Here is a 13,608-nt window from a genome sequence, read left to right on the forward strand (position 1 = left end):
AACAAGGAGAGTGTGAAATGCGAGCCCTTAAAATTGCCGCCACCGGAATGAGTGCGCAACAAATGCGGGTTGAGACGATCTCGAACAACCTGGCGAATATGAACACCACCGGCTACAACGCCCGGCGGGCCGAGTTCGCAGATTTACACTATCAACAGATGGCACGGGCCGGGGCAGTCAATGCGTCGGACGGCACAGTCCTGCCCACTGGGATTCAGCTGGGACTGGGTGTGCGACCCGCCGCTGTAACGGTGCAGCTGGAACAGGGCGCTTTGTCGGCGACCGGCAGTGATCTGGATGTTGCGATCGAAGGCCGCGGATATTTAGAGGTGACGCTTCCAAGCGGCCAGACAGCTTATACGCGCGATGGCAGCCTGAAACGTTCGGCTGAAGGTCTGATTGTGACCTCTGATGGCTTTGCTGTGTCGCCTGAAATCACGGTCCCCGACGACGCGCGGTCGATTTCGATCAACGCAGGCGGTGAAGTTTACGCCTATTTCGACGACGCTCCGGAAGGTCAGCTGTTGGGAGAGTTCACGCTTGCCAGCTTCTCGAATGCCAAGGGGCTTGAGGCAATCGGAAGCAACTTGTTTAAGGAAACCGAAGCATCTGGTGCTCCGGTTCTGGGCACACCAGGCGAAGATGGTTTGGGGACCATACGGCAAGGCTATCTGGAAGACAGCTCGGTCGATGCAGTGCGCGAGGTAACAGAACTGATCGAGGCGCAGCGCGGCTATGAAATGAACGCCAAAGTCATTTCGGCTGTCGATCAGATGATGAGCGCAACAACACAGGTGCGCTGATGCGAGTTCTCTTTCTCGGCCTGGTGATGCTGATCCCATTTGCGGCACAATCCGACATCGTGGTCTCAACCCGGACGATACGGGCAAAAGAGATCATTGCCGCTGCGGATCTGGAAATGAAATCAACAGAAATCCCCGGCGCAGTTACAAATCCAGACGTCTTGATCGGACAGGAAGCAAGGGTGGCTCTTTACCCCGGCAGACCCATCAGGAGTGCGGATGTTGGCCCGCCCGCTGTGGTGGATCGCAACGATCTTGTTGTTCTGGTGTTCAACAGCCAACCCCTGTCAATCACAACAGAGGGCCGGGCTTTGGGGCGCGGCGCAGTCGGCGATCGCATTCGGGTGATGAACCTTTCGTCCAGAACAACGGTAACAGGCCGCATCCGTCCGGATGGTCAAATCGAGGTGCAGTGATGTCCAGGCTTCCAAAAACTCTTATTCTGGCGGTGTTTGCCTTGTCTGCGTGCGGGCGGTTGGATCACTTGGGTAAACCACCAAGTTTCACACCAAATGAAGACTCACCGGAACAGGTGGCCATGCTGTGGCCCGGCCTGCCGTTACACACGCAACCTCAGCGTAACGTGGACCGATCCTCGCTCTGGAGTGGCGGTCAGCAATCTTTGTTGGGCGATCAGCGGGCGATCAAGAAAGGGGATATCCTGACCGTTGTGATCGAGCTGGATGAAGAGGCCGAGATATCCAATGACACGCGGCGCTCCAGATCCGGGTCGGAAGAGCTTGGGGTAGGTAGTTTCTTCGGCGTGCCGCAACGCGTGCAAAAGCACTTGCCGGAAGGCGCGTCCCTGGACGACGCCGTTGCAATCGAGTCGGACTCCTCAAGCTCGGGGCGCGGATCTGTCCGGCGAAACGAAAAGCTGACCCTGCGCGTGGCTGCCACGGTGCTGGATGTGTTGCCGAATGGTGTACTGGCCATATCGGGCTCACAGGAACTTCGCGTCAATTTCGAACTGCGCGAGCTTTTGGTGGCCGGCTATGTTCGCCCACAAGACATCTCGCGTCAGAACGAAATTACTTACGACAAGATCGCCTCTGCGCGCGTGTCTTATGGCGGTCGGGGGCAGATTACGGATGTTCAGCAACCCCGTTACGGCCAGCAAATTCTTGATTCCCTTCTTCCATTCTGAGGTGCAGGTGTGATTGCAAAGCTGACACCTATTATTTTTCTTGTCGTCGGGTTGGGGGCCGGTGTCGGGGCAGGTCTGTTTCTGGAACCCGCACAAAAGCCCGGGTATAGTGCCGCCGAAAAGGTCGACGCGCATGAGGCAAAAGCCGATAGCAAAATCACGGACAAGCCTAAGGTGACCGAAAAAAAGGATAAAAACGGCGGCTATGGGTTTCTGAGGATGGCCAAGCAGTTCGTCGTTCCTGTTGTGAAAGACGACGCGATAGACGCTATGGTCACAATGACGCTTAGCCTGGAGGCTGATCCGGCCATCACCGACAAGTTTTATGCGATCGAGCCAAAACTGCGTGACGGTTTTCTTCAGGTTTTGTTTGACCACGCAAATACCGGCGGGTTTGACGGGAGATTCACGGAATCGGGCAATCTGGATATCCTGCGGAAATCCTTGTTGGAGGCGGCGCGCAAAGATCTGGGCGATGACGTCACGAAAGTGCTGATCCAGAGCGTAAACCGTCAGGATATCTGAGCGTGATTGGCCGGTTATTCGGCCAGCTTTCGGGCCGTATGACGGCGTTGCTCCTGCTGCATCTGATTTATCAGCGCGTCGACGGCTTGTTTACGCCCGAATGCCAACCGAAGCGCTTCTAACCTTGCAAGTTTCTGAGCCCGAATTTGGGCAAGTTGCATATTCAGCTGCCGCCGCATGGCAGATTCCCAGCCGTTCCACAGAATATCGGTTCCTGAAATCTGATAGCCGTCGGTTTCGCGACTTTCCATTCGCATCTGACCCAGCTGAGTATCCAGTTTCACCAACTGCTGCCGAACCTTGGCTTCGGCTTCCAGAATCGGCCGCAACTCCTGAAACTGCTTTTGAAACGCGGCGTCGGTCACCTTTTCCAGTGGCTGAATTTGGTTGTTTTTCATCTGATCTGCTCTCTGGCGCGCTTTCGCATCATTTCGGCAAACCGGATCGCAGCCGCGACCGGCCGGTAGTGTTCTTCGGGGATCTCCTGACCGATTTCGACGGTTGCGTGCAGCGCGCGCGCGGTTGGCGGGTCCGGGTGGACCGGAACTCCGGCTTCGGATGCGACGGAGCGAATGACAGCCGCCACTTCGTCCACGCCCTTGGCGACGCATACAGGCGCGCTGCCCACGGTTCTGGACCATTTCAACGCAACGGCAAAATGCGTTGGGTTGACGATCACGACATCTGCATCTGGCACATCTGCCATCATCTGGTTGGTCGCTATTTCTTGCGCCCGTTGACGGCGTTGCTGTTTGACGTGAGGATCACCTTCGGCGTCCTTGGTCTCGTCTTGAATTTCTTTTCGTGACATCCGGTTCTTGCGCATATGCTCGGCGTATTGCCACAGGAAATCAACAACGCCGATGGCCAGGGCGATTGCGATTACAATGAACAGAAAGCGGAATAAGAGATTCATCATCAAAAGGATGGATGACTTGGCCGGGGCCGCACTGGCTGAAAGGATTTCGGTCAGGTTTGCCTTCAGAAACAGGGTGAGGCAGGTGCAATAGATCACAAGTTTGACTGCACTTTTGGCGAACTCGAACAGCCCCCCGCGGCCAAACTTGTTTTTTGCGTTCGATATAAGCGAGATGCGCGAAAGCTTTGGCTTTAATTTGCTGGGTGCAAAGATCAGGGCGCGCTGGGCAATCAGGTTCAGCAATACCGCAGCAGCGGGTAGGCAGAACAGTAACGCCACAGGCAGCAGCGCCCCGTGTAAGATGCCCGCAACCGGGGCGTTTGCAGGGCCGTCAGTCAGCATCTGTGCTATGTCGTCGGATTGGTCGATCAACACCATGAAGACTAGGCCCATGTGTTCGACCGTGTATGTTCCAGCCATCATGAGCGCGATTAACAATCCGGTGTACGCGGCCACGACTGACAGGTCATTTGATTTCGGAACCTCACCTTTTTCGCGCGCCTTTTGCAGCTTTTGCGGTGTCGGTTCATGCGACTTGTCGCTTTCGTCATCGCCCGCGTTCATGGTTGCGCCCCGACCGGGTTCACAAAGAATGCCAGCAACGCATCAGACCACACCGACAGGATTAACGGTGTACCGGCAAACAACAGGAACAGTCCGGCAAAGGTAATCGCGGGCGCACCTACAAAGGCGACCATCAATTGAGGCATGGCCCGATTGATGACGCCAAGTGCTAGATTGTAGATCAACGAAGCGATGACGAAAGGTGTGGCCAGCGCAAAGGCCAGCCCAAAACTGTGTGTAACCTGTTGAACGCCCCAGCGTGACATATCTGCGGAACCGGGAAACAAACCTGCTGGAAACAGGGTGTAGCTTTGGATCAGAAATTGAGCAGCTCGCACGTGCAGACCCATGATCACAGCAAGGGTCAGCCCTGCCAGGGTCAACAGATGACCCATGGCGGGGACAGGGTCGGTTGAGGCGCCACCAAGAAGCTGCGAAAGGGATGTGGACTGCGCCGCGATGGATCCCGCTGTTTGCATTGCCAGCACGAACAAACGCAACCCGATCCCAAGAGCAAGGCCAATAAGAGTTTCGGTGGCCACCAAGCGAACCATGCTCCACAGGCTGGGCTCAAAACCAATGGGTGGGGTTGCAGGCAGAATGATCAGAGTAAAGGCAACCGAAATACCCAGTTTGAGCCCGATGGGAATGCTGCGTTCGCCAAAGGCGGGCAACAATGAAACAAGGGCGGATACACGCAGAAACACGACAAAACTTTGCCAGAGGGCGTCGGAGAACTGTGACAGCAACTCTGGTGGCAGCGCAATCACGCCGGAACGGTTCCAACCAGCGCCGGCTTGGCTTCCAGACCGATTTCTTCGAACGACAGAACCGGGTTGGCGATTCCGCGCGCGTGAATGATCGTGCGCAGCAACCGCCGCCGCCGGGTCGAGGTTACAATGGCGGGAAACAGGCCGCTATCTGCAGATTTGGCGACGCTGCTCACCACTCCTTCAGCCAGTTTGTTGAACAGGTTGGGCGGCAGCGCCACATCCAATCCTGTGTTGGGTGCCTCGATCTGGTACGTGGTAAACGTGTCTTCCCATTCGGGGGCCAGTTGGATCAGTGGGATCGAGCCGTCCTCGCGTTTCATGTCCGCGACCAGTTGGAAGCCCAGGCGCTGGCGCACCAGTTCACAGATGCCTTCCGGTTGCGTGGTGGTCAGCCGTGCTTCGGCCACGCTTTCCAGGATCAGAGCCATGTTTCGGATCGATACACGTTCATCCAGAAGCAAGCGCAGAACCGCGTGCAGGGTGTCGATTGGCACCTTGTCCGGGATCAGCTCGTCCAGCAATTTGCGGTTGGCTTCGGCGCGCACGGGGTCGCTAAGGCGGGTCATTTCAGACAACAGGCGGCGCAGGGACTTCAACGTGAGAAGACGCGAGAAATTCTGTTTGATAATCTCAAGCAGATGGGTGGCTAAAATTTCCGGAGGAGAGACGATGGTCGCCCCACTCAGCGCTGCATCTTCCTGATGTTTCGGCAGAATCCAGCGGGCTGGGGCCCCGTATACGGGCTCGGTCACGTCGTTGCCTTCGGGCAGCAAATCGAACTGGTCCTGCACAAGGGCCAAAACCAGATCGGGGTTGAGAACGCCGCGTGCCTGTTCGACGCCCTGAACTTTGATCACATAGGTTCCGGTCGGCAGATCGGCGCGGTCTGTCAGGCGAATTTCGGGCAGGATCAGGCCAAAGGTCGACGCCACGTAGGTGCGCATATTGGCGATCCGGGCGTCCAGACCGGTGCCGGGGTTCAATACCATGCTGACCAGATCAGGGGCGAATTCAAGATGCACGTCATCGAGATCCAGAATATCCCCGATGGCCTGAGACACCGGTGTTTCCGCGGCAGTCGATGGCAGCTGAGCCGAGGTTTCTTCTTCTTGCCGTTTGCGATGAACAGTGAAAGCCGCATACCCCAAAACACCTGCGCCAAGAATAAAGGGCAGAAACGGCAGTCCGGGCACAAGTGCAAACAGGACCATCAGAACCGCCACGGTGGAAAGGGCCGCCGGGTGGCGGCCTAACTGCGAAAAGATGGCAGTATCTGTTGCCCCTTGTGTTCCACCGCGCGCCAGCAACAACGCCGAAGCGATGGAGATGATCACGGCAGGAATTTGTGACACCAACCCATCGCCAACGGTCAGAATCGCGTAAGTCTCGAAAGCGGACGCGACGGGCATGCCGTGCACGATCACGCCCATGATCAGACCCATCACAAGGTTCAGCAAAGTGATCAGAAGACCGGCAATAGCGTCGCCTTTCACGAATTTTGACGCCCCGTCGAGCGAGCCAAAAAACGTCGTTTCCTGCTGTTCGCGTTCGCGCCGCTCTTTGGCTTGCTGGTGGTCGATGGCCCCCGCAGACATATCGCTGTCAATGGCGAGTTGTTTGCCCGGCATCCCGTCCAGTGCAAAACGTGCTCCCACCTCAGCCATGCGCGCGGCACCTTTGGTGATGACCATGAAGTTCACGATCAGCAAGACGCCAAACACCACAAGGCCCAGAAAAATACTGCCGCCCATGACGAAATTGGCAAACCCTTCAATGACATCGCCTGCAGCATTTGGGCCTGTATGTCCTTGTCCGATGATCAATTTCGTCGAGGACACATTCAACGAAAGCCGCAGCATCAGGGAGGCCAGCAGGATCGTCGGGAAGGATGAGAAATCCAGCGGGCGTTCAATGAACAAGGTCAGAGTAAAAATCAGGATGGCCAAAGCAAAAGAGGCGGCCAGCCCCACATCCAGCACCCAGGCTGGCATCGGCAGAATCATCATCACGATGACTGTCATCAAAGCCACTGCCAGAAGAACCGTGGGCGAAAAAAGGGACCGGGCGTCGATTTTGGGCACGCGGAACTCCTAGTTGAAGGCGATGAACGCGGTGGCGCTGCCTGCGGCAGGTACCAGGGACCCCAGCGCACCGGTTTCATGCGTGGTTGTTTGCGAAGAGATCAAAGGCGTTCCGGCCCTCGTGAACGGATTGCTTGGTATCGACGCGATCCGAGGCTGAGTTGTGCCGCCGAGTTGGTGCAGCACACTTTGAAACCGCTCTGTATAGGCTTTGGACAGAGACTCGGTTCGGGAATGAAACGCTCCGGCAGCGGCAGGCCACGAGCCCAGCTCAGCATAAAGGTCTTTCAGAAAACGGGCGGCGTATGTTGCATTCTCATCAGGGTCGAACATTGCGTCGATCGAGCGAAAACCCTTGCCATGCCAGCGGTAGTTGATCTGGAAACAGCCCACATCAAAGCTGCGCGCGCCTGCTTTGAAGATCTGGAACACATAGGTTTTGGCCTCGCTTTCAGAGGTGAACCAATACCCTTTACCTTCAACGTTGATGGTCCACGGCCAAGGAAGGAACTGTCCGTCCACAGTACGACCCGTTTCAACGCGTGAGATCGCGCGCAGAATGTCCAACGGCACCCCTTCGGACAACGCTGCACGCCGCGCGGCCTGATCGCACAGGTTCCCGGTGCGCGCATTGGGCATGGCAAAGCCTGCTTGGACTGCCGCCACAAGTATGAGCATGAAAAAGAACGGGATCTTTTGAATTGGCATTCTGCCGGTCCGGGATTCTGATCTGTCCCGGCCAAGCTAGCCAATGATCGGTTTACAGAGAGTTATCGTCGCTTCAATTTCGGTCAATCCTGCGCCCGAAGACAACGCTGGTATTGGTGCGCAGGACGCCGGGTATCTTGGCCAGGTCATCGACCAGAATGTCCAGATCTTCAAGCCGGGGTGCTTCAGCCGAAAGCATCAGATCGAATTCACCATTGATGGACAGGCACAATTTGACCTCGGGATAAGCTTCAAGCCGCTTGATGATACGGGTCGTTTCTTTCTGCTGCACCTCAAGCATAACGATCACCTGCACTTTGGGTGTGTCTTCTGTAGACCCAAGGCGCACGGAATACCCCGTTATCACACCGCGATGTTCCATCCGGTTGATCCGTTCGTGAACCGTCGTACGGGCCACACCCAGCGTAGCCGCAATTTGCGTGGTCGAGGCCCGGGCATTGGCTTGCAGGGCGGCGATAATTCGGCGGTCTAGCTGGTCCATTGGGGCTCCGGCTGATGGGTGCGATCCCGGTTTAGGGCAGATCGGGACCAGTCCTCAAGATCTGTGCGGTACGTTCGGGTGAAGGTCGTCGATGATGATTGGGTGTGCGTGCGGGCCTGATCCGGTCAGATGCGGATGATCGGGCGGCAGATCAGGGTGATCGTGTTCGATCACTTCCTGATCAAGGCGTGGCCATATGCTGAGCGCGCCAACCACACCGGCCACAGACAGTGTTGCCATGCTGCTGAGCGCCACTGTTGGTCCGAATGCGGTCATCAACCACCCTGCAAGCGGGTAAAGCACCAGCCAACAGCCATGCGACAAGGTAAACTGAGCTGCAAAAACCGCAGGTCGGTCTTCGGGATGGGCCGACCGGGTCAGCAAGCGACCCGAGGGGGTCAGAGTAGTGGAATATCCAAAACCTGTAAACGCCCACAACAAGGTCAGAAGGCCGAGTGACAAGGGAACAGTTGCTGCCAGAATCGCGGCGACAGCCATGGACCCTGTGGCAAAAACGGCACCCGAGATCATAACCCGACGATCCTCGATCCGATCCAAAAGGCGGGGCAGGGTAAAGGCGGCCAACATCGACCCGCCTCCGAATCCGGCGAGCGCGATGGCCACTGCGCTTTCCGACAGGCCCAGATTGGCGCGTACGATGACCACTGTATTGACGATGACCATCGAGCTCAGAGCAGCTGCGCTCCAGCTCAGTGCGAGCAACCCGCGCAACCGGGGTGTTTTCAGATAGATTCGAATACCCCGTGTGGTGCGGTCATAGATTCCGCGGGGTTTGGTGGGTTTGGGCGACGGAAGGACGACCGAGACAACCAACAATGCCGAAGCGACAAAGCCCAATGCCGTCCCCCAGAACAAGCTGTTGAAGCTAACCAGCAGCAGCAGAGCTGCGGCAAACATCGGGCTCAGAAGGCTTTCCATGTCATATGCCAGACGCGACAGGGACAGAGCCCGTGTATACTCCGCCTCATCAGGCAGCACGTCAGGGATCGTTGCCTGAAAGGCAGGTGTGAACCCGGCCGAGGCGGATTGAAGCACAAAAATCAACACGTAGATCTGCCAGATTTCCGTCACGAAAGGCAGGCACAGCGCAACAGCCGCACGGATCAGGTCCAAAACGACCAGCATCTTGCGGCGATCCAAACGCTCGGCAAAGGCGGCCGCCAGCGGTGCAACGGTGACATAGGCAACCATCTTGATCGTCAGCGCGGTGCCCAGGACCAGGCCCGCAGCATCCCCCGCCAGATCGAACGCCAGCAGGCCCAGGGCAACCGTGGCCAAACCGGTGCCTGTCAAGGCGACGATCTGGGCGGCGAACAGGTGGCGGTAGGTGCGGTTTTTCAGAATGCTCAGCATGGCTTAGAGGTATTTTGTAATCGCTTTGAAATCTTCGATCCCGCTGCCAGCGTCGTCGGCGGACAGGCAATGATCGATGTGATCATGAATCAAAGCGCGTTTGGCATTGGTGACAGCCTTTTCAACGGCAAACAATTGTTGGGCAACGTCCGAACAGGGGGCCTGCCCTTCCAGCATGGCAATGACTTTGGCCAGATGCCCGTGGGCACGCTTCAGTCGGGCCGTGATTTGTGGATGCGACTCATGTGTATGATTGGACATGGGTTATCCTTATCCTCCCCATGGGGATAAGATCAAGCACTTGGCGCCGAACAGCCCGCGACTTTTGGACGGCGTTGAGTTTAGAGGCCAAACCGCCTATCTCGGGGACAAAAGCGCTCAGAGGATTAGTCGCGTGGCGAACCATTTGTACAAAAACGATCTGCCGGACGGGCTGGATCTGGGCCCCGTTGTGGCCATTGACTGTGAAACCATGGGGTTGAACCCGCATCGCGACCGCTTATGCGTGATCCAGATGTCGGGTGGTGATGGCAACAGCCACATCGTTCAGGTTGAAAAAGGCCAAACCAAAGCGCCAAACCTGTGCGCCATGCTGGAAAACCCCGACGTGCTGAAGCTGTTCCATTTCGGGCGGTTTGACATCGCTGCCATGTACCACAGCTTTGGTGCGTTGGCCGCTCCGGTTTACTGCACCAAGATCGCCAGCCGTCTGGTGCGCACATACACTGACCGCCACGGCTTGAAAAACCTGTGTCAGGAGCTGATTGGTGTCGACATATCGAAACAACAGCAGATGAGCGATTGGGGAGCCGAGTCTCTGACAGATGCTCAACTGGATTATGCGGCCTCGGATGTTTTGTACCTGCACCGCCTGCGGGATGAATTGAACAAGCGCCTTGCACGTGAAGATCGGACCGAGATGGCGCAAGCCTGTTTTGATTTCCTGCCGATGCGTGCGAAACTGGACCTCGCAGGCTGGCCCGAAACGGATATATTTGCACACTCATGACTGATAGCGAGTCCTTTCTGAAAACCGCCCGACAGGTCGTTACAGATGAAGCCCGCGCGCTGGACGTGTTGGCCGAAAGTCTGGACGAGCATTTTGCAGAAGCCGTGCAAATGATCTTGCAGGCGAAGGGTCGCATCATCGTGAGTGGGATCGGTAAATCTGGTCACATCGGGCACAAGATAGCCGCCACTTTGGCCAGCACTGGCACGCCCGCCTATTTTGTACATCCGGCCGAGGCCAGCCATGGTGATCTGGGCATGGTCTCCAAGGGTGACGTGGTATTGGCGATTTCAAATTCGGGCGAAGCGCCGGAACTGGCCAACCTGCTGGCCTTTACCCGACGGTTCGGGATTCCGCTGATCGGCCTGTCCAGCAAGCCGGAAAGCACGCTGATGAAACAGGCGGATGTGCATCTTCTGATCCCGTCCTTGGGCGAGGCATGTGGCTTTGGCATGGTGCCCTCGATCTCGACGACATTGACTTTGGCAATGGGCGATGCGCTGGCGATTGCTTTGATGAAGTACCGGGATTTCAAGCCCGAGAATTTCCGCGACTTCCATCCGGGTGGCAAGCTTGGCGCGCAACTCAGCAAGGTGCGCGATCTGATGCATGCGGATATGCCTGTGGTCACGTCTGGTACTCCGATGAGCGAGGCCTTACTGGTCATGAGCCAAAAAAGCTTTGGTGTTGTTGGTGTCACCGATGACGCAGGCCGCCTGCTGGGCATTGTCACCGATGGCGACTTGCGCCGCAATATGGACGGGTTGTTGGACAAGAGCACCCAGGAGGTCATGACCCGTGATCCAATGACGATTGCGCCGAACGCGCTGGCGGAAGAAGCCGTTGCGATCATGAATGAGCGCAAGATAACCTCTTTGTTCGTGGTCGAACCTGACGCTGACGGGCAGGCGCAGGGCTTGTTGCACATCCACGACTGCCTGCGCGTCGGTTTGGGCTGAGGGAGGGCGGCGTGGACAGATATTCCCGCATGGTGCAGTTCCTGAAGGTGCTGTTGCCGCTTGCGGCCATCGTCATGCTGTCCACTGTCTTCTTGCTGTCCCGCAGTATCGAAACAAATGTATCTGTGCCGTTCGCGCAAAATGACATCGATGAACGGCTGGCGCAGCAAGTTGTGACACAGCCGAACTATCAGGGGACAACACGCAAGGGCGAGGATGTGCAAATCGAGGCAACGCAAGCGACTCAGGGCAACGACACCTCGACCCCGACAGCATCCGAATTCCGCGGCAGATTTGGCCTGCTGAGCGGCGGAACGATACTGCTGGACTCCAATTCGGGTTTGATCCGTCCTGATGAAGGCACGGCAACTTTTGTTGGCGATGTGGTGATCACCACCGCTGACGGGCTTCAGCTCACAACCGATCTGCTCAACACGTCCCTGGATGAAATTCGCGGCGACACACCGGGGCAGGTAAATGGAACCGGGCCGATCGGCAACTTTTCCGCCGGGCGCATGACGTTTGGGACGGAAAAAAAGGACGGTCCGGTCCATATTGTTTTTACAGATGGTGTGAAGCTGATATACGAGCCTGAAAAAGCAGAAAGATAACCTGTGTTCGATTTTCGATTTGTTCCTTTGTGCCTCGCTCTGATCGCGGGTACCGCGACCGCGCAAGAGGCGCAGGTGGCCTTTGGTTCTGCAAATGCCGACCCAAGCCTGCCGGTTGAGGTGACTTCGGAGACATTGAACGTCAATCAGGAAGATGGATCTGCCGAGTTCATTGGCAATGTCATAGTCGTGCAAGGCGAAATGCGGCTGACGGCGGAACGTGTTCTGGTGATCTATAATCAGGAACGCTCGGCCATTGAACGGATGGAAGCGACCGAAAATGTGGTTCTGGTCAGCCCGCCCGATGCGGCCGAAGGCGATTGGGCCGAGTACACGATCGATTCCGGTGTGATCGTAATGAAGGGCAATGTCCTTCTGACACAGGGACCCAGCGTCATCAGTGGCGACCAGATGAACGCCAACCTGACGACAGGCACGGCGACCATGACCGGGCGGGTCAAAACGATCTTGCAGCAGGGAAACAACTGATGGCGCGTCCCAGCCTGACATTGGCCGAAGGCAGTTCAGGCCTGCGCATCGAGAAGTTGCGGAAATCCTACCGGAAAAAGACGGTAATCCGCGATGTTTCCATGACGCTGGACCGGTCCGAGGTCGTAGCACTTTTAGGGCCAAACGGGTCGGGCAAGACCACAACGTTCTATTCCGTGGCCGGGCTCGTGTTTCCCGAAGCAGGTAAAGTGACAATTGATGGTCAGAACGTTACAACCCTGCCGATGTATCGGCGCGCGCGGTTGGGGATAGGCTATCTGCCGCAGGAGATGTCGATTTTCCGCGGCATGAGTGTCGAAGACAACATTGCTGCTGTTTTGGACATCACGGTTCCACACGCACACAGGCGTAAAGAACGTCTGGAAGAACTGTTGTCGGATTTTTCCATCGAACACTTGCGCCGTGCACCCGCCCTGGCCCTGTCCGGTGGTGAACGCCGCCGTGTCGAGATCGCGCGCTGTTTGGCGGCAGATCCGAAGTATTTGCTGTTGGACGAACCTTTTGCAGGCGTTGACCCGATTAGTGTCGGGGATATCCGGCATCTTGTGGCCGACCTCAAAAAAAGGGGAATCGGTGTGTTGATCACGGATCACAACGTCCGGGAAACGCTGGAAATTGTGGATCGTGCTTACATCCTGCATGACGGCCAGGTGCTGATGTCCGGCACCCCTGATGAAGTGGTGGAAAACGAGAACGTGCGGCGGGTCTATTTGGGCGAAAACTTCCGTATTTCATAGGCTTGCACCGGTTTGCGCAGGGTGCATGGCGGAAATCGCGTATATACACGCCTGTTTTGATTGACTCTTCCTTCGTCTCTTGCCTCAATTGGACCATGGCATTTACTCGGTTCCAGTCTGGATCTCGATGTCCCTTCATTGAAGGGCAGGCTTCAAGGCAACCGCAGAAAATGCCGCGACCCCCCACCCGATAAAAACAAGTTCGTCGCGTAACGTGACGTCAGAATGGGTGTGAATTGTGAAGGAGATCACATGCGTTACCAAATCAGCGGAAAACAGATCGACATCGGCGCGGCCTTGCAGACACACGTGCAAACCGAGCTGGGCGAGGTTGTGGGCAAATATGCTCAGCGGCCGACAGATGCCAACGTCGTCTTTTCCCGTTC

General features: G+C 56.7%; 18 protein-coding genes. 10 read left to right on the forward strand and 8 right to left on the reverse strand.

Annotated elements, in window-relative coordinates; genetic code table 11:
* Positions 1 to 17: 17 nt before the first annotated feature.
* Genes flgG through AC2FNU_RS07965 form a run of 4 tightly spaced genes read left to right on the forward strand, consistent with a single transcriptional unit; the run spans position 18 to position 2,475 of the window.
* Positions 18 to 803 carry a flagellar basal-body rod protein FlgG gene (flgG, locus tag AC2FNU_RS07950; protein WP_475191730.1) on the forward strand — a complete coding sequence of 262 codons (786 nt, stop codon included), beginning with the start codon at positions 18 to 20 and terminating at the stop codon, positions 801 to 803.
* On the forward strand, positions 803 to 1,219 hold the full coding sequence (gene flgA / locus AC2FNU_RS07955) for a flagellar basal body P-ring formation chaperone FlgA (protein ID WP_496786904.1): 417 nt from the start codon (positions 803 to 805) through the stop codon (positions 1,217 to 1,219). The genes flgG and flgA overlap by 1 nt, the downstream gene beginning before the upstream one ends.
* Positions 1,219 to 1,950, forward strand: a complete 732-nt coding sequence (gene flgH / locus AC2FNU_RS07960; RefSeq protein WP_496786906.1) for a flagellar basal body L-ring protein FlgH — start codon at positions 1,219 to 1,221, stop codon at positions 1,948 to 1,950. The genes flgA and flgH overlap by 1 nt, the downstream gene beginning before the upstream one ends.
* 9 nt (positions 1,951 to 1,959) lie before the next feature.
* Entirely contained in the window at positions 1,960 to 2,475 is a 516-nt protein-coding gene (locus AC2FNU_RS07965) for a flagellar basal body-associated protein FliL (RefSeq protein WP_496786908.1), read from the forward strand.
* A gap of 14 nt (positions 2,476 to 2,489) precedes the next feature.
* Here the strand turns inward: AC2FNU_RS07965 and AC2FNU_RS07970 are convergent, their stop codons facing one another.
* From AC2FNU_RS07970 to AC2FNU_RS08005, 8 genes are all read right to left on the reverse strand, one after another.
* Complete coding sequence (locus AC2FNU_RS07970; protein ID WP_496786910.1) at positions 2,490 to 2,873, reverse strand: hypothetical protein; 384 nt, start codon at positions 2,871 to 2,873, stop codon at positions 2,490 to 2,492.
* Positions 2,870 to 3,958: an EscU/YscU/HrcU family type III secretion system export apparatus switch protein gene (locus AC2FNU_RS07975; protein ID WP_496786912.1), complete on the reverse strand. Its 1,089-nt coding sequence runs from the start codon at positions 3,956 to 3,958 to the stop codon at positions 2,870 to 2,872. Before AC2FNU_RS07975 ends, AC2FNU_RS07970 begins: the two co-directional genes overlap by 4 nt.
* Complete coding sequence (locus tag AC2FNU_RS07980; RefSeq protein WP_496786913.1) at positions 3,955 to 4,728, reverse strand: flagellar biosynthetic protein FliR; 774 nt, start codon at positions 4,726 to 4,728, stop codon at positions 3,955 to 3,957. The genes AC2FNU_RS07975 and AC2FNU_RS07980 overlap by 4 nt, the downstream gene beginning before the upstream one ends.
* Entirely contained in the window at positions 4,725 to 6,752 is a 2,028-nt protein-coding gene (gene flhA, locus AC2FNU_RS07985) for a flagellar biosynthesis protein FlhA (protein WP_496786930.1), read from the reverse strand. The genes AC2FNU_RS07980 and flhA overlap by 4 nt, the downstream gene beginning before the upstream one ends.
* A gap of 69 nt (positions 6,753 to 6,821) precedes the next feature.
* Positions 6,822 to 7,520, reverse strand: coding sequence for a transglycosylase SLT domain-containing protein (locus tag AC2FNU_RS07990; RefSeq protein ID WP_496786915.1), 699 nt, complete (start codon positions 7,518 to 7,520; stop codon positions 6,822 to 6,824).
* Positions 7,521 to 7,593: 73 nt separating this feature from the next.
* Positions 7,594 to 8,022, reverse strand: a complete 429-nt coding sequence (locus AC2FNU_RS07995; protein ID WP_496786917.1) for an Lrp/AsnC family transcriptional regulator — start codon at positions 8,020 to 8,022, stop codon at positions 7,594 to 7,596.
* A gap of 54 nt (positions 8,023 to 8,076) precedes the next feature.
* Positions 8,077 to 9,396: an MFS transporter gene (locus tag AC2FNU_RS08000; protein ID WP_496786919.1), complete on the reverse strand. Its 1,320-nt coding sequence runs from the start codon at positions 9,394 to 9,396 to the stop codon at positions 8,077 to 8,079.
* A gap of 3 nt (positions 9,397 to 9,399) precedes the next feature.
* Positions 9,400 to 9,657 (reverse strand): metal-sensing transcriptional repressor, encoded by a 258-nt coding sequence (locus tag AC2FNU_RS08005; protein ID WP_496786921.1) that lies wholly within the window; start codon positions 9,655 to 9,657, stop codon positions 9,400 to 9,402.
* A 133-nt stretch (positions 9,658 to 9,790) separates the two neighbouring features.
* On the opposite strand from AC2FNU_RS08005, the gene AC2FNU_RS08010 reads away from it, so the two are divergent.
* From AC2FNU_RS08010 to AC2FNU_RS08035, 6 genes are all read left to right on the forward strand, one after another.
* On the forward strand, positions 9,791 to 10,405 hold the full coding sequence (locus AC2FNU_RS08010; RefSeq protein WP_496786923.1) for a ribonuclease D: 615 nt from the start codon (positions 9,791 to 9,793) through the stop codon (positions 10,403 to 10,405).
* On the forward strand, positions 10,402 to 11,364 hold the full coding sequence (locus AC2FNU_RS08015; RefSeq protein WP_496786925.1) for a KpsF/GutQ family sugar-phosphate isomerase: 963 nt from the start codon (positions 10,402 to 10,404) through the stop codon (positions 11,362 to 11,364). The genes AC2FNU_RS08010 and AC2FNU_RS08015 overlap by 4 nt, the downstream gene beginning before the upstream one ends.
* 11 nt (positions 11,365 to 11,375) lie before the next feature.
* Positions 11,376 to 11,975, forward strand: a complete 600-nt coding sequence (gene lptC / locus AC2FNU_RS08020; protein ID WP_496786928.1) for an LPS export ABC transporter periplasmic protein LptC — start codon at positions 11,376 to 11,378, stop codon at positions 11,973 to 11,975.
* 3 nt (positions 11,976 to 11,978) lie between these two features.
* On the forward strand, positions 11,979 to 12,464 hold the full coding sequence (locus AC2FNU_RS08025) for an LptA/OstA family protein (protein ID WP_480801659.1): 486 nt from the start codon (positions 11,979 to 11,981) through the stop codon (positions 12,462 to 12,464).
* Complete coding sequence (lptB, locus tag AC2FNU_RS08030) at positions 12,464 to 13,222, forward strand: LPS export ABC transporter ATP-binding protein (protein WP_480801660.1); 759 nt, start codon at positions 12,464 to 12,466, stop codon at positions 13,220 to 13,222. Before AC2FNU_RS08025 ends, lptB begins: the two co-directional genes overlap by 1 nt.
* Before the next feature lie 252 nt (positions 13,223 to 13,474).
* On the forward strand, positions 13,475 to 13,608 hold a 134-nt coding region (locus AC2FNU_RS08035; protein WP_496786932.1), incomplete at its 3' end, for an HPF/RaiA family ribosome-associated protein.

The organism is Ruegeria sp. BHSB064 (assembly GCF_059613205.1).